The 18,498-nt window shown below is 63.5% G+C and carries 19 protein-coding genes; 8 read left to right on the top strand and 11 right to left on the bottom strand.

Translation table 11 applies throughout. The annotated features are described in order from the left end of the window. Positions 1 to 89 precede the first annotated feature (89 nt). A complete protein-coding gene (gene pabB, locus WF331_RS06320; RefSeq protein ID WP_016500537.1) occupies positions 90 to 1,433 on the top strand; it encodes an aminodeoxychorismate synthase component I in 1,344 nt (447 codons plus the stop codon). Positions 1,434 to 1,512: 79 nt separating this feature from the next. After that, a complete protein-coding gene (locus WF331_RS06315; RefSeq protein WP_016500538.1) occupies positions 1,513 to 2,247 on the top strand; it encodes a phosphoadenylyl-sulfate reductase in 735 nt (244 codons plus the stop codon). 39 nt (positions 2,248 to 2,286) lie between these two features. On the opposite strand, the gene cysB is transcribed toward WF331_RS06315, so the two are convergent. From cysB to WF331_RS06300, 3 genes are all read right to left on the bottom strand, one after another. Further along, a complete protein-coding gene (gene cysB, locus WF331_RS06310; RefSeq protein ID WP_016485905.1) occupies positions 2,287 to 3,261 on the bottom strand; it encodes an HTH-type transcriptional regulator CysB in 975 nt (324 codons plus the stop codon). 128 nt (positions 3,262 to 3,389) lie between these two features. Next, positions 3,390 to 3,887, bottom strand: coding sequence for a universal stress protein (locus WF331_RS06305; protein ID WP_340622736.1), 498 nt, complete (start codon positions 3,885 to 3,887; stop codon positions 3,390 to 3,392). A 137-nt stretch (positions 3,888 to 4,024) separates the two neighbouring features. After that, positions 4,025 to 4,972, bottom strand: a complete 948-nt coding sequence (locus WF331_RS06300) for a putative 2-dehydropantoate 2-reductase (protein WP_284399477.1) — start codon at positions 4,970 to 4,972, stop codon at positions 4,025 to 4,027. Positions 4,973 to 5,205: 233 nt separating this feature from the next. Here WF331_RS06300 and WF331_RS06295 point away from each other — a divergent pair, with 233 nt between their 5' ends. Further along, a complete protein-coding gene (locus tag WF331_RS06295; protein ID WP_016500541.1) occupies positions 5,206 to 6,282 on the top strand; it encodes a 3-deoxy-7-phosphoheptulonate synthase in 1,077 nt (358 codons plus the stop codon). Positions 6,283 to 6,419: 137 nt separating this feature from the next. On the opposite strand, the gene WF331_RS06290 is transcribed toward WF331_RS06295, so the two are convergent. After that, entirely contained in the window at positions 6,420 to 6,701 is a 282-nt protein-coding gene (locus tag WF331_RS06290; RefSeq protein WP_016500542.1) for a GNAT family N-acetyltransferase, read from the bottom strand. Between the two features lie 508 nt (positions 6,702 to 7,209). Between WF331_RS06290 and oprI the strand changes: the two genes are divergently transcribed. Beyond that, on the top strand, positions 7,210 to 7,461 hold the full coding sequence (gene oprI / locus WF331_RS06285; protein WP_003259780.1) for an outer membrane lipoprotei OprI: 252 nt from the start codon (positions 7,210 to 7,212) through the stop codon (positions 7,459 to 7,461). Between the two features lie 132 nt (positions 7,462 to 7,593). Here oprI and WF331_RS06280 read toward each other — a convergent pair whose 3' ends face one another. The 3 genes from WF331_RS06280 to WF331_RS06270 form a co-directional block, all read right to left on the bottom strand. Continuing rightward, complete coding sequence (locus WF331_RS06280; RefSeq protein WP_016500543.1) at positions 7,594 to 8,571, bottom strand: L,D-transpeptidase family protein; 978 nt, start codon at positions 8,569 to 8,571, stop codon at positions 7,594 to 7,596. A 113-nt stretch (positions 8,572 to 8,684) separates the two neighbouring features. Beyond that, positions 8,685 to 8,975, bottom strand: a complete 291-nt coding sequence (locus WF331_RS06275; protein ID WP_016485900.1) for a hypothetical protein — start codon at positions 8,973 to 8,975, stop codon at positions 8,685 to 8,687. 58 nt (positions 8,976 to 9,033) lie between these two features. After that, a complete protein-coding gene (locus WF331_RS06270) occupies positions 9,034 to 9,639 on the bottom strand; it encodes an arylesterase (protein ID WP_016500544.1) in 606 nt (201 codons plus the stop codon). Between the two features lie 10 nt (positions 9,640 to 9,649). Here WF331_RS06270 and WF331_RS06265 point away from each other — a divergent pair, with 10 nt between their 5' ends. Together WF331_RS06265 and WF331_RS06260 are read left to right on the top strand one after the other, a co-directional pair. Continuing rightward, positions 9,650 to 10,333: an ABC transporter ATP-binding protein gene (locus WF331_RS06265; protein ID WP_016500545.1), complete on the top strand. Its 684-nt coding sequence runs from the start codon at positions 9,650 to 9,652 to the stop codon at positions 10,331 to 10,333. Beyond that, entirely contained in the window at positions 10,333 to 12,840 is a 2,508-nt protein-coding gene (locus WF331_RS06260; RefSeq protein WP_340622735.1) for an ABC transporter permease, read from the top strand. The genes WF331_RS06265 and WF331_RS06260 overlap by 1 nt, the downstream gene beginning before the upstream one ends. Before the next feature lie 64 nt (positions 12,841 to 12,904). On the opposite strand, the gene greB is transcribed toward WF331_RS06260, so the two are convergent. The 4 genes from greB to WF331_RS06240 all read right to left on the bottom strand — a co-directional run bounded on the left by greB (position 12,905) and on the right by WF331_RS06240 (position 15,903). Then, positions 12,905 to 13,378: a transcription elongation factor GreB gene (greB, locus tag WF331_RS06255; protein WP_016500547.1), complete on the bottom strand. Its 474-nt coding sequence runs from the start codon at positions 13,376 to 13,378 to the stop codon at positions 12,905 to 12,907. 11 nt (positions 13,379 to 13,389) lie between these two features. After that, a complete protein-coding gene (locus WF331_RS06250; RefSeq protein ID WP_016500548.1) occupies positions 13,390 to 13,698 on the bottom strand; it encodes a hypothetical protein in 309 nt (102 codons plus the stop codon). A gap of 247 nt (positions 13,699 to 13,945) precedes the next feature. Further along, positions 13,946 to 14,383, bottom strand: a complete 438-nt coding sequence (locus tag WF331_RS06245; RefSeq protein ID WP_016500549.1) for a DoxX family protein — start codon at positions 14,381 to 14,383, stop codon at positions 13,946 to 13,948. Positions 14,384 to 14,496: 113 nt separating this feature from the next. After that, positions 14,497 to 15,903 (bottom strand): MltF family protein, encoded by a 1,407-nt coding sequence (locus WF331_RS06240; RefSeq protein WP_016500550.1) that lies wholly within the window; start codon positions 15,901 to 15,903, stop codon positions 14,497 to 14,499. A gap of 156 nt (positions 15,904 to 16,059) precedes the next feature. On the opposite strand from WF331_RS06240, the gene WF331_RS06235 reads away from it, so the two are divergent. Then, positions 16,060 to 16,857: a TatD family hydrolase gene (locus WF331_RS06235; protein WP_016500551.1), complete on the top strand. Its 798-nt coding sequence runs from the start codon at positions 16,060 to 16,062 to the stop codon at positions 16,855 to 16,857. Positions 16,858 to 16,966: 109 nt separating this feature from the next. Next, complete coding sequence (locus tag WF331_RS06230) at positions 16,967 to 18,445, top strand: methyl-accepting chemotaxis protein (protein ID WP_016500552.1); 1,479 nt, start codon at positions 16,967 to 16,969, stop codon at positions 18,443 to 18,445. The last annotated feature ends 53 nt before the right edge of the window (positions 18,446 to 18,498 follow it).

Below are 18,498 nucleotides of genomic sequence, written 5' to 3'. Positions count from 1 at the left end.
ACACTGTTGAATGTCGCGCCCAGTGCTAGGCGCTTTTCCTACACAGGTCTACAATCGCCCTCCTCGCTTTTACATCGCCGTCCACACTGATGCCGACCTGTACGCTTTACCCCCTGCCCTACCAGCCTGACCCAGCCGCCTATTTCGCCCGCCTGCGCCAGGCCCCCGGCGCGATCCTGCTCGACAGCGCCCGCCCCGGCGCCGAACGCGGCCGCTTCGACCTGCTCAGCGCCTGGCCGCTGCAACAGCTGCAAGCGCACCCCGATGAACAAGGCAGCACCTTCCTCCAGCGCCTGCGCGACGGCCTGGCCCACCTGGGCCATGCGCAACTGCCCGAAGGCAGCGAGCTACCCTTCGCCGGTGGCCTGATCGGCTACCTGAGCTACGATTTCGGTCGCCGCCTGGAACACCTGCCAAGCCTGGCCGTGGACGACCTCGGCCTGCCCGACGCGCAACTGGGGCTGTATGCCTGGGCACTGGTCAGCGACCATGTGCACGGCACCAGCCAGCTGGTGTTCCACCCAAGCCTGGCCGGCAGTGAACGCGAACGCCTGATCACGCTTTTCGAAGGCGCCTGCGACACCGCAAGCGGCGACTTCCAGCTGCTCGCGCCGATGGCCGGTGACCTGCAGCCCGACCAGTACCGGGCCGCCTTCGACCAGGTACAGCGCTACATCCAGGCCGGCGACTGCTACCAGATCAACCTTACCCAGCGCTTTCGCGCGCCCTGCCATGGCGACCCCTGGCGCGCCTATCAGGCCCTGCGCCAAGCTTGCCCCACGCCGTTTTCCGGCTACCAGCAACTGGGCGATGGCAGTGCCTTGCTCAGCTTCTCCCCGGAGCGCTTCATCCGCGTCAGCCAGGGGCAGGTGGAAACCCGGCCAATCAAGGGCACTCGCCCGCGCGCCAGCGACCCGATTGAAGACAAGCGCAATGCCGAGGAGCTGCTGCACAGCCCTAAGGACCGCTCGGAAAACCTCATGATCGTCGACTTGCTGCGCAACGACCTGGGGCGTACCTGCAAGATCGGTTCTGTGAAGGTACCGGAGCTGTTCAGCCTGGAGAGCTACCCCAACGTCCACCACCTGGTCAGCAGCATCACCGGCCAGCTGGCCAGCGACAAGGATGCCCTGGACCTGATCGGCGACAGCTTCCCCGGCGGCTCGATCACCGGGGCGCCGAAGATTCGCGCCATGCAGATCATCGACGAGCTGGAGCCTGCACGCCGGGCGCTTTACTGCGGCTCGCTGCTGTATGTGGATGTGCGCGGCGAGATGGACAGCTCGATTGCCATTCGCAGCCTGCTGGTCAAGGACGGCCAGGTCAGTTGCTGGGGCGGCGGTGCGGTGGTGGCCGACTCCGAATGGCAGGCCGAATATGAAGAGTCGATCGCCAAAGTGCGGGTGTTGATGCAGACCTTGCAGGGCTTGTGAGTCCGTCTAGCCCGCGTTTTTTTGTTACCATCACCTTACTACGAGCGCACAGCGCCACAGCCAAGATGGAAACCGCCTGATGAGCCAACCCTTCGACGTCGCCGCCCTGGCCGCGACCTACGCCAACAAGTCCCCGCAGGACATTCTCAAGCTCGCCTTCGAGCATTTTGGTGATGACCTGTGGATCTCATTCAGCGGCGCCGAGGACGTGGTGCTGGTCGACATGGCCTGGAAGCTGAACAAGCAGGTCAAGGTGTTCAGCCTCGACACCGGCCGCCTGCACCCGGAGACCTACCGGTTCATCGACCAGGTGCGCGAGCAGTACAACCTGCCGATTGAACTGCTCAGCCCCGACCGTGCCAAACTCGACCCGTTCGTCAAGGAAAAGGGCCTGTTCAGCTTCTACAAGGACGGCCACGGCGAGTGCTGCGGTATTCGCAAGATCGAGCCGCTGCGCCGCAAGCTGGCCACCGTGAGCGCCTGGGCCACCGGCCAGCGCCGCGACCAGAGCCCAGGCACCCGCAGCCAGGTGGCGGCACTGGAAATCGACAGCGCCTTCTCCACGCCCGAGCGCACCCTGTACAAGTTCAACCCGCTGGCGCAGATGAGCAGTGAAGAGGTGTGGGGTTATATCCGCATGCTTGAGCTGCCCTATAACAGCCTGCATGAGCGCGGCTTCATCAGCATCGGCTGCGAGCCATGCACCCGTCCGGTGCTGCCGAACCAGCATGAGCGTGAAGGGCGTTGGTGGTGGGAAGAGTCGACGCAGAAGGAATGCGGGCTGCACGCCGGCAACCTGATCAGCAAGGCTTGAGATAGCCGGGGCCGCTTTGCGGCCCCGCACAATTGCGAATCAGTGCACCGGCAGTTCAACGCCTGCGAACAGTTCTTCAAGCTCTTGCTTGTTATGGCACTGAATGGCCTTGGCCATCACTTCGCGGGTCAGGTGCGGGGCGAACTTCTCGATGAAGTCGCACATGAAGCCGCGCAGGAAGGTGCCACGACGGAAGCCGATCTTGGTAATGCTGGCTTCGAACAGCTCGCTGGCATCCAGGGCCACCAGGTCATTGTCGAGTTTGGCGTCCACGGCCATACCCGCGACGATACCTACGCCCAGCCCCAGGCGCACATAGGTCTTGATCACGTCGGCGTCTGCTGCGGTGAACACCACTTTTGGCGTAAGGCCACGGTGGTTGAAGGCTTCGTCCAGCTTCGAGCGCCCGGTAAACCCGAACACATAGGTAACGATCGGGTATTCGGCAACCGCTTCAAGGGTCAGTTTCGGCAGCTTGGCCAGCGGGTGACCTTGCGGCACCACCACGCAGCGGTTCCACTTGTAGCACGGCATCATGATCAGGTCGCCGAACAGCTCCAGCGCCTCGGTGGCGATGGCGAAGTCGACCGTACCGTCCGCAGCCATCTCGGCAATCTGCATGGGCGAACCCTGGTGCATGTGCAGGGACACTTCCGGGTACTGCTTGATGAAGCTGCTGATCACCGGCGGCAAGGCATAGCGCGCCTGGGTGTGGGTGGTGGCAATGGACAGCGTACCCTTCTTCTCGTTGGAGAACTCCTGGGCAATCTGCTTGATGCTTTCGACCTTGCGCAGGATTTCGCCAGCGGTATTGATGATGCGCTCACCGGCCGGGGTTACACGGGTCAGGTGCTTGCCGCTGCGAGCAAAGACTTCAACACCCAGTTCATCTTCGAGCAGGCGGATCTGCTTGCTGATACCTGGCTGGGAGGTATACAGGCTCTGCGCCGTCGCGGAGACGTTGAGGTCATGGTGCGCCACTTCCCAGATGTAGCGCAGTTGTTGAAGCTTCATAGGTTTCCCTCGGTTCAGCGATGAGTCCGCGGCAGCAGGCAGCGACGATATATAACTATATTAGTGGTTCTGGAAATAAATCTAGAACTATTTTGTTACGTACCCTCGGAAAAAGCAGACGCTTCACTTCATGTTTTCCTACGCCCCAGATGCTGCGCCAAAGGCACCATGTACACCGGCACCGGCGACAGTTGCAGCAGTCGCACTGCCGTGCGGCCCAAGGGCACATCCACGCCGGCGCCGGCGCTGTGGCTGCCGAAAATCAACAGGTCGACGCTAAGCCGCTGCGCCTGGTCAAGGATCACCTGCGCCGGATCGCCCTGGCGTACCCGCACCGCTTTGATCACCGCAAGGTCGGCCTCCTCGCCCAGCTCATCGCGGAAGTTGTCCAGCACGCGCTGCTCGATGTTGGCCATCACCGCGTTCACCCCCTGGCTATGCAACTGGTCGAGCGTCTGCTCATCGAGGTAGCTTTGCAGGAGGGATTCGGCGAACTGGCCCATTGGCTCCACGGCGTGAATGACATACAACTCGGCATTGAACGTGCGCGCCAAGGCCAGCGCGTGCTGCATCACAAAAGGGGCGTAGACACCGAGGTCGGTGGCGTACAGCATGGAGCGGATCATTCGACCTCCTCGACTGCCGCAACGGCAGAGCAAGCTTCAGCTTAGCAGCGCGCCGAACGCACGCTTTGCCGTCCGGCGCGCTGCCGGCGCGGCCTGCAGGGCCGCGCAAAAAAGCAACGCTGAGGTCAAAGCTGCCGTCAGCAGGGCCGATCACTGGCGTCGAGGAAACTTAGTGCCTGGTACAGGGTTTCCATGCGCGGCAAGCTGCAGCCTGCCGCACGCGCACGCGCCAGCGGCTCTGCATAGATAGCCTGCAGCTCCAGCGGGCGCATGAGGGCATAGTCGTGAAACATGCTTGGCCAATAGTCAGGCATGCGCTCGGTCATCTGGAACAAGTGCTCGGCATACCCCTCAGGCAACACATGCCCACAGGCGGCAGCGCCTTGCACCACCTCGGCCATCAGGGCCTGGATCAGTTCACGCCCATGGCTGCTTGCCATCAGCCCGGCGGTGCCTTCGCCCAGCAATACCGACAGACCGTTGTACGGCACGTTCCATACCAGCTTCTGCCAGCGCGCCAGGTCCAGGTTCGGCATGGCCTGCGAATCGATGCCCGCCGCCTGGAACAACCCTGCACCCTCACTGAGCACGGCCGCACCACCATCACTGGCCGGCCCACTGTGATAGCCCAGGTTGACCGCCCCCAGGGCCTGGTGACGAATCACACCCGGCGCGTGGCGGTTGACGCAGATGAAACACAGGCCGCCGAGCAGGTGCATGTCGCGGCGCAAGGCCGGACGCAACTGCTCCTCCACACCCAGACCATTTTGCAGCAGTACAACTTTGGCGCCGGGTGCAGCGGCCTGCACGATCAGTGGCGCCAGCTGGTCATTGCTGGTGGACTTGGCACCGACCAGCAACCAGTCGCAAGGCGGCATGTCGGCGGCATAGGCATAGGCCTGCACCTTCATCTGCAGCGTACCGTGTACCGCGCTGTTCACCGCCAACCCCTGCTCGCGTACGACCTGGTACTCGCTGCGCAGCAGAAAATGCACGTCGAAACCGGCCCGGGCCAGCATCAACCCATAGAAGCCTCCAATAGCTCCGCTGCCAATGATGCCGATGCGTGGTGTGCGCGGCTGCATGCCGATCTCCAGGTCAATGCCAGCTTTCTTTTTACACAGCTTGCACCCTGCCAGCTAGCCCATGCACGCCAAAGCGCCACAACGGCAGGGAAAACAGCATGCTGACGGGACTTCAGCCCATTGTCGCGCCACCCGTAACGCGCTAAGGTTCGGCTCCCCGCTGCGATTATTCTTGCTGCTGGGCCGCACGGGGACAGTTGGCGGCCGGCACCCGTGACCTGACGAGTAACACGATGGCTGATTTACCGATCGATGACTTGAACGTTGCCTCCAACGAGACCCTGATCACCCCCGATCAGCTCAAGAAGGAAATCCCCCTCAGCGCCAAGGCCCTGCAGACCGTGACTGCCGGCCGTGAAGTGGTGCGCAATATTCTCGACGGCAAGGACCATCGCCTGTTCGTCGTGGTCGGCCCTTGCTCCATCCACGACATCAAGGCCGCCCACGAATACGCCGAGCGCCTGAAGGTGCTGGCCGCAGAAGTGTCCGATACGCTGTACCTGGTCATGCGTGTGTACTTCGAAAAGCCACGCACAACCGTCGGCTGGAAAGGCCTGATCAACGACCCGTACCTGGATGACTCGTTCAAGATCCAGGATGGCCTGCACATTGGCCGCCAGCTGCTGCTGGACCTGGCCGAAATGGGCCTGCCGACCGCTACCGAAGCGCTTGACCCGATTTCCCCGCAATACCTGCAGGACCTGATCAGCTGGTCGGCCATCGGCGCTCGCACCACCGAATCGCAGACCCACCGCGAAATGGCCTCGGGCCTGTCTTCGGCGGTCGGCTTCAAGAACGGCACCGACGGCGGCCTGACCGTTGCCATCAACGCCCTGCAGTCGGTGTCCAAGCCACACCGCTTCCTCGGTATCAACCAGGAAGGTGGCGTGTCCATCGTCACCACCAAGGGCAACCCGTACGGCCACGTGGTACTGCGCGGCGGCAACGGCAAGCCGAACTACGACTCGGTCAGCGTCGCCCTGTGCGAGCAGGACCTGGCCAAAGCCAAGATCAAGGCCAACATCATGGTCGATTGCAGCCACGCCAACTCCAACAAGGACCCGGCCCTGCAACCGCTGGTCATGGAGAACGTTGCCAACCAGATCCTCGAAGGCAACCAGTCGATCATTGGCCTGATGGTGGAAAGCCACCTGAACTGGGGCTGCCAGTCGATTCCGAAAGACCTGAACGAATTGCAGTACGGCGTCTCGGTCACCGACTCGTGCATCGACTGGGCCGCGACCGAGAAAACCTTGCGCAGCATGCATGCCAAGCTCAAGGATGTGCTGCCGCAGCGCAAGCGCGGCTGATTGATGTAAAAAAGCGGGGCCGCTTCGCGCCCCATTCGCGGCACAAGGCCGCTCCTATAGGGATATGCGATCTCCTGTAGGAGCGGCCTTGTGCCGCGAATGGGGCGCGAAGCGGCCCCCGTTTTTTATGTAAAGCGTCAGGCCTTGCTCGAATGCCGCTGCTGGCGCTCCATGTAGCGTTCCACATATGAGCAGGACGGAATCACCGTATAGCCCATCTGTTCAGCGTACTCCAGCGCCCGCTCGGTCAAAGCGGCAGCAATCCCGCGGCCCCGCAAGGCGTTGGGCACGAAGGTGCGATAGATGTCCAGCGTCTGCTTGCCCAGATCCATGTACGTCAGATAGGCACGATGACCGTCCACGGTGGTCTCGAACTGATGACCGGCCTGGTCATGGTGGATGGTCAGCGCTTCGCTCATCACTACTCCTCGCAGGTCTTCTCGGCAGACCCATACCTTAACCGATGGTGGTTTATCCGGCGCTAAATCCTCTACGCCACCTGTTGCCCCTTCGACCTCTGGACGATTGTAATCGTTCGGATCCTCTGGCACTCACAAGATAGTAGGCGCCGCAAATGGGATTGCTCAAGGTGGCAGCGGCGAAAAATGGCGAAAATGCTGAGAAAGCGACTCTTCCCTGCTACCTTCAACAGCCGCCGGATGTTGTAGGGCTTAAGACGTCGAAGGACAGTTAAAGTCACCGTTAGTTCAACAGAAAAGTTCCGGTACTACAATCGCTTGCGAACCCTGCACGTTTTTTTCACACGCACGTCGCAAATCTTGTCGGCGTGGCGCCAAGCCACATTTTTTTTGCAGTTCTTGCGCTCAGTCAGTTTACTTACTACAAGTAATGGGTACTATGTACGCCGGCCAGTTTCTCTTTCCTGAGAGATGGCTATTTAATAGAAAGTCCTTGAAGGGGAACACGATGAACAACGTTCTGAAATTCTCTGCTCTGGCTCTGGCCGCAGTTCTGGCTACCGGTTGCAGCAGCGTATCCAAAGAAACCGAAGCTCGTCTGACTGCGACTGAAGACGCAGCAGCTCGCGCTCAAGCTCGTGCTGACGAAGCCTACCGTAAGGCTGACGACGCACTGGCAGCCGCTCAGAAGGCTCAGCAGACCGCTGACGAAGCCAACGAGCGCGCTCTGCGTATGCTGGACAAAGCCAGCCGCAAGTAATAATCCTCGCGGATTGTTAAGAAGCCGACCCACTTGTGGGTCGGCTTTTTTATTGCCTGCCAGCAAGGTAAATGCGGCAGGCAGTAACGAAAAGGCCCGCACTAAGGCGGGCCGTGATGTGTCGCAGTTACCTTACTGCAGTTCTGGCGGAATGCTCGACACCATAGGGGCGCTGCCCTGGTTCTCGACCGGCACGGCAATTTCTACCGGCATGCCATCTTCTGCGGCCACCACGTCACGCACCATGTCCCAGTTCATACGCAGGTTATTGGCCAGGTCTTCACGCTTGAGCAAGGCGTTGATAACGGCGGTGTGTTTATCGACTACCGACGGGTTACCCTGGTCGTCCAGCGGCGTGTGCGCTTCCAGATAGACCTTGCCGCCACTGATACCGAACTTGTAAGGCTCGTTGATGATGCGCACCGGCGTACCCACCGGCACCATCTTCGACAGTTCCAGCACGTTGTTGTTGAGCATGCGGAAGCAGCCGTGGCTGGTACGCATGCCAATGCCGAACTTCTTGTTCGAACCGTGGATCAGGTAGCCCGGCACGCCCAGGGTGAACTTGAACGGCCCCAGCGGGTTGTCCGGGCCAGCCGGCACTACGGTCGGCAGGATGTCACCGTCCGCCGCGTGCTCTTTGCGGATGGAAGCAGGTGGCGTCCAGGTCGGGTTCGGCGTCTTGGCGGTGATCTTGGTATTGGCGATCGGCGACCCCCAACCCTCACGACCAATCCCTAGCGGGAAGGTATGTACCACGTTCTGCCCTTTCGGGAAGTAGTACAGGCGGTACTCGGCCAGGTTGATGACGATGCCTTCGCGCGGGCCAGGCGGCAGCACGTAGCGGGTCGGCAGGATGATCTCGGTGCCAGCGCCCGGCAGCCAAGGGTCGACGCCCGGGTTGGCGGCAATCATTTCCAGGTAGCCGAGGTCGTTGGCAGTGCCGATGTCGGCGAACGTGTCCTCGTACTTTGCCTTGATCACATGCACCTGACCGACGATGTCTTCACCGGGCGGTGGCAGTGGCAGCTCCAGCGCAGCAGCGGGGCCAGCTACCAGCAGGGCGGCCAGGGACAGGCTACGGGTGACGGCAGGAAAGCGCGGCAACATCCGGTAAATCCTTCGAAAGGTGGGTCAAGAGGATCGATTGTACACCCGCGCCGATGCAAGCGGGAGGCATTGGCGCGATGCAAGCGTTTCAGATGATGAAAGGTGCTTGCCGTTCAGCTCGCCTGCAGCTCTGGCCAGACCGGGCGCATGCCGCGCCGCTGGGCATCGAGGATGGCTCGGCAGAGGTCACACAGCCGGCTATCGCGGTAGATCGCGCGCGGCACCCCCGACCAGCGCGGCTGCGCCGGCAGCAGGCCGCCGCACAAGGTGCGGTCGACCGGCACGCCCAGCTCAAGCTGGCGGGCCACCAGGTGGACGCGGATTTCCTGGCAGGCGAACAGGTCGAGCTGCTCATCGGGCTCGATCAGTTGGTAGGCATACAGGGACCAGGCAGGACGCGGCATCGGGGGCACTCGAAACGGGGGGCGCAACATTAGCCGAAAGCCCGCCCCGTTTAAAGCGTCACAGCAAGGGTTTTATCGCCGGCCAGGCATTTTCCAGCAGGCGCTGCTGGGCACCTTGGGCCGGATGGATGCCATCGGCCTGCATCAACTCAGGCACGCCCCCTACCCCTTCGAGGAAAAACGGCACCAACGGCACCTGTTTGTCCGCAGCCAGCTGTTCATACACCTTGGCAAAAGCGGTGGTGTAGCGCACCCCGTAATTGGGCGGCAGGCGCATGCCCAGCAGCACCACCTTGGCACCGGCCTGGCGTGCCCCCTCAATCATCGAGGCAAGATTTTGTTGCAATTGCGCGGGCGGTTGCCCACGCAGGCCATCGTTGCCGCCCAGCTCCAGCACCACCAGGCTCGGTTTATGCGCTGCAAGCAGCGCCGGCAGCCGCGCCTGGCCACCTGCGCTGGTGTCGCCGCTGATCGAGGCATTGACCACTTTGTCGTCGAAACCTTCGTCCTTGAGGCGGGTCTGCAACAGAGTGACCCAGCCCTGGCGGGTATCCAGGCCAAAACCGGCGCTGATACTATCGCCAACAACCAGCAGTGTTCCCGCCGCCGCGCTCTGGGCCAGGCAATACAGGGCCAGACCGGCACTCAACCACCACACTCGCATCGGATTCTCCATGGGCCCCAACATACTCGTTGCGCAGAACCTTAGCAAAGTGGTCCCCAGCGCGGAAGGTGACCTGACGATCCTCCACGCACTCTCCCTCGAACTGGCCAAAGGCGACAGCCTGGCCATCGTCGGCGCCTCGGGCTCAGGCAAGTCGACCCTGCTCGGTCTGCTCGCCGGCCTCGACCTGCCCAGTGCCGGCAAGGTCATCCTCGCCGGCAACGACCTGGGGCCACTGGATGAAGACCAGCGCGCCCGGGTACGCGCCGAACATGTGGGTTTCGTGTTCCAGTCATTCCAGTTGCTCGACAGCCTCAATGCGCTGGAAAACGTCATGCTGCCACTGGAGCTGGACGGCCGCCGCGATGCCCGCGAGCAGGCGCGCTCCCTGCTGGAGCGGGTCGGCCTCGGCAAGCGCCTGAGCCACACCCCACGCCAACTGTCGGGCGGCGAACAGCAGCGGGTAGCCATCGCCCGCGCCTTCGCCGCACAACCTGCGGTGCTGTTTGCCGACGAGCCCACCGGCAACCTCGACAGCCACACGGGTGAGCGCATCAGCGACTTGCTGTTTGACTTGAACAAGGAGCGCGGTACCACCCTGGTGCTGGTTACCCATGACGAACGCCTGGCCCGGCGCTGTCGCCGCCAGATCCGCCTGGACGCGGGGCGCCTGGTGGCGCCGGTGGAGGCTTGATGAAGCACATGCCGTTGTCCCGCCTGTGCGGCCTTGCCCTGCGCCAGTTGCTGCGCGACATTCGCGCCAGCGAAGTGCGCGTGCTGTTCTTTGCCCTGCTGGTGGCAGTGGCCGCCAGCACCGCCATCGGCTATTTCGGCGCCCGCCTGAACGGCGCCATGCAACTGCGCGCCAGCGAATTCCTGGGTGCCGACCTGGTGCTGCAGGGCAGCACCCCCGCCCGCGAGCAGCAGATCGATACCGGCACCGCACTTGGCTTGCGTCACGCGCAGGTGGTCGAGTTCACCAGTGTGGTGGGCGGCGACAACGGCATCCAGCTGTCCAGCGTCAAGGCCGCCGACAGTGCCTACCCGTTGCGCGGGCAAGTACGCAGCGCGCCGGCGCCCTATGCCGAGGAAACACCTGGCGGCGGCCCGGCACCTGGCGAGGCGTGGGTCGAGCCCCGCCTGTTGGCGGCGCTGGGGCTGGCGATTGGCGACAGCATCGACGTAGGCATGAAAACCCTGCGCATGAGCCGTGTGCTGACCTACGAACCGGACCGCGCCAACAACTTCTACAGCCTTACCCCGCGGGTGATGATGAACCTGGCCGACCTGGAGGCCACCGGTGTAATCCAGCCGGGCAGCCGGGTCACCTACCGCGATCTGTGGCGCGGCGATGCCGGGGCGCTGGCCCAATACCGCCAAGGCGTGGAAAAAGGCCTGGCCGCCAACCAGCGCCTGCGCGACACCCGCGATGGCAACCAGCAGATCGGCGGCGCCCTGGGCAAGGCCGAACGCTACCTGAACATGGCCAGCCTGGTGGCGGTGCTGCTGGCCGGGGTCGCCGTGGCCTTGTCGGCCAGCCGTTATGCCGCACGTCGTCTGGATGCCAGCGCGCTACTGCGCTGCCTGGGTCTCTCGCGCCGCCAGGCACTGGGCCTGTATTGCCTGCAACTGGCCATGCTCGGCCTGGTTGCCGCCCTTGCCGGCGCCCTGCTCGGCTGGCTGGCACAACTGGGCCTGTTCCGCCTGCTGCACGGGCTGCTGCCAAGCGTGGTGCCGGCAGGCGGCATCATCCCGGCCCTGGCCGGCATCGGCACCGGGTTGGTTGCACTGGCCGGCTTCGCCCTGCCACCCATTGCCGCCCTGGGCCAGGTCCCGCCACTGCGGGTACTGCGCCGTGATCTGTTGCCGATACCGCCCAGCAGTTGGTTGGTGTACGGCGCCGCTCTGTTTGCGCTTGGCCTGATCATGTGGCGCCTGAGCCTCGACCTGTTGCTCACCTTCGCCCTGCTCGGGGGCGGCCTGGTCGCCGCATTACTGCTCGGCGGCTTGCTATTGCTCGGCTTGCGCAGCCTCCGCCAGCTGCTGGCCGGGGCGCCACTGGCCTGGCGCCTGGGGCTGGGCCAGTTGCTGCGCCACCCCACGGCCGCCGCCGGCCAGGCCTTGGCCTTCGGCCTGATCCTGCTAGCCATGGCGTTGGTCGCCCTGCTACGCGCAGAACTGCTCGACACCTGGCAAGCTCAGTTACCCAAGGATGCGCCCAACCATTTCGCCCTGAACATCCTGCCGGATGATCGTGAGCCGTTCGCTCAACGCCTGCATCAGGTCAACGCCACTTCAGCGCCTTTGTACCCGGTAACGCCGGGGCGCCTGGTGCAAATCAACGAGCAACCGGTACAGCAAATCGTCAGCAAGGACTCGGCAGGTGAGCGCGCCGTGCAGCGCGACCTCAGCCTGACCTGGGCCGCCGAACTGCCCGAAGGCAATGCACTGACCGCAGGCAACTGGTGGCAAGCCTTGCCCGCCAGCGACGAAATCCCCGGTGTATCGGTGGAGGCGGAGCTGGCCAGCAGCCTGAAACTGAAAATGGGCGACCTGCTGACCTTCGAAATCGGCGGCCAGCAACGTCAGGCCCGGGTCAGCAGCCTGCGCAGCGTGCACTGGGACAGCTTCCAGCCAAACTTCTACATGATCTTCCAGCCCGGCACACTGCAGGGGCTGCCGACCACCTACCTGACCAGCTTCTACCTGGCGCCGGGCCACGACCTGGACGTGGTGGCGCTGTCACGGGCATTCCCGGCGGTGACCATCCTGCAGGTGGATGCCTTGCTCGACCAGCTGCGCAGCATCCTCGCCCAGGTGACCCTGGCGGTGGAGTATGTGCTGCTCTTCGTACTGGCCGCCGGGCTGGCGGTGTTGTTTGCCGGCCTGCAGTCAACGCTGGACGAACGCATCCGCCAGGGTGCCTTGTTGCGTGCGCTGGGGGCGGCGCGGCCATTACTGGTCAAGGCACGGCGTATCGAGTTCGGCTTGCTGGGGGCGGCCAGCGGGTTGTTGGCCGCAGTGGGCTGTGAGCTGATTACCCTGGTGCTGTACCGCTATGCCTTCGACTTGCAGTGGAGCCCGCACCCGTGGCTGCTGGCGTTGCCGCTGGCGGGGGCGCTGCTGGTGGGCGGTGCGGGGGTTCTGGGGACCCGGCGAGCGTTGAATGCCAGCCCGTTGGCGGTGTTGCGCGACAGTTGAGGGTTACCCGCACCGGCCCCTTCGCGGGCACGCCCGCGAAGGGGCCGGTGCAGACAACATCAATTCATTGGCCGTAAGTGATGCTCTTCACATACCAGGTCGCTTCACCGGTAGGTGTGTGCACCACCACCTCATCGCCCTCCTCCTTCTTGAGCAAGGCCCGCGCCATGGGCGAGTCGATCGAGATGTAATCGTTGCGCCCGTAGATCTCGTCATAGCCGACAATGCGAAACTTCATGGTCTCGCCATCGTCATTCTCGATCTCGACCCAGGCACCAAAAAACACCTTGCCTTCCTGTTGCGGCGAGTAGGCCACCACCTTCACATCTTCAAGCCGCTTGCGCAGGTAACGCACCCGGCGGTCGATTTCGCGCAGCAGCTTCTTGTTGTACTGGTAGTCGGCATTTTCGCTGCGGTCGCCCAGTGACGCCGCCCAGGCAACCTTCTGGGTGATCTCCGGGCGATAGACACGCCACAGGTGGTCCAGCTCTTTCTTCAGCGCCTCATGGCCTTCCGTGGTGATGATGTTGGTACTCAACAGCGCACTCCTCAGCGGCGGGTAATCAGGCCTTGGCGCGCAATGCGGGTGAGGTGGCCAATGACTTCGGCGGCCTCGTCCGGCGCCGGGGCCTGGATAACGGCCAGGTCGAAGCGGTCATTGCCGTATTGCGCCAGGTGGCAGCCGATATCGACGAACTGGATCAGGAAGGCGCGCGCCTGGCCCTTGCGACGGGACAGGCCTTCGAGGTGACGCAAAAGGGTGGGCTGATGCTGGCCGCCGAGCAGAATGCGCGGTGTGCGGGCCGCCTGGCTGGCAGGCAAAGGGCTCAAACAGACACTGGTACGTGGACAACTCATGGAGCTTCTCTCCGCCTCGCGAATCCCGCTGGGCAGCGGTGGGAGGCGTCACCGAACCAGCGCTTTAGCGGTATTTCGGATGGCCCGGAGGGGGGCTTTCCCGCGCCCCGCAAGTAGCTGTTTAAATCGGCGCAGGCGGTATGCTAGAGCGATGAGCTACAAGTTGCAAGCTAGAAGCCACAAGCAAAAGCAGGCCGAGTACTGGCCCGCTCTTGCTTGCGGCTTGCAGCTCACTGCTTGCAGCTGATTACCGGGCGATCAGGCGGTCCAGCGAAAAGCGGCCAGCGCCTTCGATCATGACGGCAACCGTGCCGGCCAGCAGCGCCAGGGCGAACTCGTAGCCGTTGTTCGACATGAACAGGCCGTTACCGATGTGCACGGAGAGGATCGCCACCACCAGCGTTACGCTCAGCGCCAGGGCCGCCGGGCGAGCCAGCAAGCCAACCACCAGTGCCAGGCCGCCGAAGAATTCGGCGCTACCGGACAACAGGGCCATCAGGTAGCCCGGGGCCAGGCCGATGCTTTCCATCCACTGGCCGGTACCTTCCAGGCCGTAACCGCCGAACAGGCCGAACAGTTTTTGCGCGCCGTGCGCCATGAAGATGATGCCGACCAGGATGCGGATAACGCTGAGACCGGCGCCGGCGCGGGTGGAGAACAGGGCGTTGAGGGTAGTGTTGTTCATGTCGAAGCGTCCTTGAAGCGGAGAAGTTGTGTTGGGATGGGCGCCATCATAATCAATTCGATAGATATGAAAATCGCAAAAAACCCAACACAACAATCGACATAATCGATTTATCAGCGCTTTGCCACACGCTCCAGCGCAGCCCGCTCGCGGTTGAACGCCAAAAAGTACTTGTTGACACTGTTGACGAAGTTGACCGGCCCCATGCCCACCTGCTCCATGGCGATGCGTTCGGTCTGGAAGAACCACTGGTCCCCGTTGAGGCCGCGCCGCCGGGCTTCTGAGCGCATCGCCTGGACGCGTTCGGGGCCGAGGTTGTAGGCCGCCAGCGTAAAGGCCATGCGCTCACGCTCGTTGATCTTGGCGCTGGCGAAGAACTTGCGCCGGATCAGCGCCAGGTAGCGGGCGCTGGCCTGCACATTGCCATCCACCGTGGCGGTGTTGCTCACTCCCACGCGCTGGGCGGCCGAAGGGGTAATCTGCATCAGACCATGGGCGCCTCCCGTGCCGCGTGCAGCCGGGTTGAGCGTCGACTCCTTGAAGGCCAGGGCGGCCAGGTTGAGCCAGTCGATCTGCTGCGCCTGGCCATGCTTCTGCAGCACCGCCCGCACCGAGGCCAGGCGCTGGCGGTCCTTGCTGGCCAACGGGTTGTGCACCCGGTACTGGCGCCGGTAGATACGCTCGAAGGCTGCATCCTGGTTGTCTGGTGCGCGGTAACCTTGCAGGAAGTGATCGACCGTGGCCAACAATTGCGGCGCATCACGCCCCACATACCAGCGCATGGCTTGCGGCGCCCCCAGGCGCACCCGGGTGTCCAGGCGCAGGCGCGGCATGACCCGCGCCCAGCGCCGGGCAATGGGCTGCTCGACCACGGTGAGGTGGTAGATGCCAGCCTGCACCATCTCCAGTACATCTTCCACCGCCAGCGTCGAGTCGACCCACTCCACCTTGATCGGCGGACGCTTGCGCAGTGCCAGTTGCTGGTTAGCCTGCTGGATCAGCGGCCCGGCAGCACTGGCGCTGGTCAAGGCCACGGTACGCCCGGACAACTGCTCGACCTTGCTGAAGCTTCGCTCGCCTTTGCGCCCGACCAGCATCAACGGCACCTGGTCGAGTATCGGCGCACTGCTACTCACGCCGCGCACCGCGCTGGGGTCAAGCAGCTCGCCCGGCGCAGCCAGGTCGCCCTCGCCGCGGGCCAGAGCGCCCATCAACTGCTCCTTGGCTCGCGGTATGAGCTTTAGCTGGATCCGCTGGTCATCGGCGGCACGCGCATTGAGATAATGCTCCAGCGCCCGCAGGCGGTAATACTCGATGCCAACCGGCTCGCCCTTGACCTCGCCAGAGCTGTTGCGGCTCTGGTTGACCAGCACCCGCAGCACTTTGCTGGTACGAATCTGCTGCAGGTCACGCACCTTGGCGGGCGGTATGTTCTGCTGCGGCCCCGGCGCGCGCGCCTGTGCCGGGCCGGTCAGGGTCAGCCCGAGCGTCAGCAGGAAAACAAGCCAGCATCGCAGCATGCAAAACGTGTCCGTGGTGGTTGGGCGGCATCCATGGACTGCACCGCCAAGTGAGAAATGACGATAAAAGACCACGGCAACAGCATGAAGTTCTTGGTTTTTCAGAAAAAACGCGGATTTTGCTATGCTGGCCGCCCCGCGGCACGAGATAGCACCATGCAACTGATCGATATCGGCGTCAACCTGACCAACAGCAGTTTCCACGACCAACAGGCGGCAATCGTCGAGCGCGCCGTTGAGGCCGGGGTGACACAAATGGTGCTGACAGGCACCAGCCTGGCAGTCAGTGAACAGGCGCTGGAGCTGTGCCAGCAGCTGGACGCAAGCGGTCAGCACCTGTTTGCCACTGCGGGCGTGCACCCCCACGATGCCAAGGCCTGGGATGCTGGCAGCGAGCGCCAGTTGCGCCAGCTGTTGAATGAACCACGCGTGCGCGCCGTGGGCGAATGCGGCCTGGATTTCAACCGTGACTTCTCCCCTCGCCCACTCCAGGAACAAGCCCTGGAAGCCCAGTTGGCGCTGGCCGTAGAGCTGCGCCTGCCAGTGTTCCTGCACGAGCGGGACGCCAGCGAGCGCTTGCTGGCGATCCTCAAGCATTACCGCGACCACCTTACCGGCGCTGTGGTGCACTGCTTTACCGGCGAGCGCGAGGCACTGTTCGCCTACCTGGACATGGACCTGCACATCGGCATCACCGGCTGGATCTGCGACGAGCGCCGCGGCACCCACCTGCACCCGCTGGTGGGCAACGTTGCCGAAGGGCGGCTGATGCTGGAGAGCGATGCCCCGTACCTGCTGCCACGCAGCCTGCGACCCAAGCCGAAGAACGGGCGCAACGAGCCGGCGTTTCTGCCGGAAGTGCTGCGCGAAGTGGCGCTGCATCGGGGCGAATCGGCCGAGCACACGGCGGCGCATACCACCGCGACGGCGCGGGCGTTCTTCCAGCTCCCTTGAGCCCTGCGCGCTGGCTGTTGATATGGGTCAACATCTTGCTGAGCGGGTGCAGGCACAATGATGGCACCTTGCCAAAAATGTTTCCGCTCAACTCAGAGAAGACCTGCCCATGGGTGCCTGGCTTAGCAATGTTTCCCTGAAGTACAAATTCTGGGCCGTCAACGCGGTGGCCTTTGTCACTACCCTGCTGCTGGTGCTCTATGCCGTGCACCTGGAGCAACGCGCCCGCGCCGAAGCGGCGCAGGCGCAGGCGGCAGCGCAAGCCCAGCTGCTGGCTGCCTGGCCTGCCGGGCAAGCATTGCCGCGCCCGGACAACGTCATCAGCTGGTCGGCCGGGCAAACGCCGGCTTTCGCCGGTGAAGCACTCGATAGCCTGCGCAACGCCCAGGGCTGGGTGGAGCTACCAAGCGCCTGGATCCTCGGCGAAAACCCGCTGCGCGGGGCGCAGGTAGTGCGCCACGGCGACCAACAGGTGGCCGTGCTCGCCCAGTCGCCAAGCCTGCGCCAGGTATTCTTCGCGCGCTTCAGCAACTACGCGGTATGCGTGCTGATCCTGATGCTGGCCATGCTCGGCGCTTCGCAATTGCTGATCCGCTTCCTGCTCAGCCAGCTCAATACCCTGAAGGATGTGATGCTGCACGTGGAAAGGACCGGCGACCTGGCGGCCCGTGTGCCGCTGGCCTGCGGCGACGAGGTCGGCCAGATGGCCGGGGCCTTCAATGCCATGCAGGCCACCTACCACCGCGTGGTCAGCACCGTCGCCCACACCGCTGCACAGTTGGACTCGGGCGCCGCACGCCTCGCTGCCAGCATGAACAACGTACGCACCGGCATGCTCGGCCAGCAGAGCGAGACTGACCAGGCCGCTACCGCCATCAACCAAATGTCGGCGACGGTGCACCACATTGCCCAGCATGCCGGTGCCACCCGTGACCTGTCACAAACCGCCGACACCTTGGCCGGCAGCGGCAAAGAGGTGGTCAGCCGGGTGCAGGATTCGATTTCCGGGCTGTCCAGCGGTGTGCAGCAAACCGCCGAAATGATTCGCCAACTGGCCGAAGACAGCCAGAAGATCAACAGCGTGGTCGGTGTAATCCACAGCATCGCCGAGCAGACCAACCTGCTGGCGCTCAACGCCGCCATCGAAGCGGCGCGCGCCGGAGATCTGGGCCGAGGCTTTGCCGTGGTGGCCGATGAGGTACGCAACCTGGCCAAGCGTGTGCAAACCTCTACCGACGAAATCACTACCATGGTCTCTGCCCTGCAATCGGGCACCCGCGATGCAGTGGAATTCATGCAGGAAAGCTCGTACAAGGCCGACGATTGCGTCCGCCAGGCCCAGGAGGCCGGCGAGGCGCTGGCGGAGATTACCGGTGCTGTGGCGCAGATGCGCGAAAGCAATACCCAGATTGCCGTGGCGGCCGAGCAGCAAAGCCAGGTGGCCGAGGAAATGAACCGCGCCGTGGTCAGCATCCGCGATGTCACCGAACAGACCGTGCAACAGACAGTGGGCTCGGCAACCACCAGTAGCGAACTGGCGACCCTGGCCGGCGAACTGAACAGGGCCATTGGCCAGCTCAAGCTATAGTCACCATAGCCAGCCTCGATTGGCCCCCGCCCGGGGGCCGCACTAAGCTTTGA

This window comes from Pseudomonas sp. YNh, assembly GCF_037993085.1.
Classification (GTDB): Bacteria; Pseudomonadota; Gammaproteobacteria; order Pseudomonadales; family Pseudomonadaceae; genus Aquipseudomonas; species Aquipseudomonas putida.
Note: the sequence above shows the minus strand (reverse complement) of the source record. Positions and strands in the feature narration are given on the sequence as shown.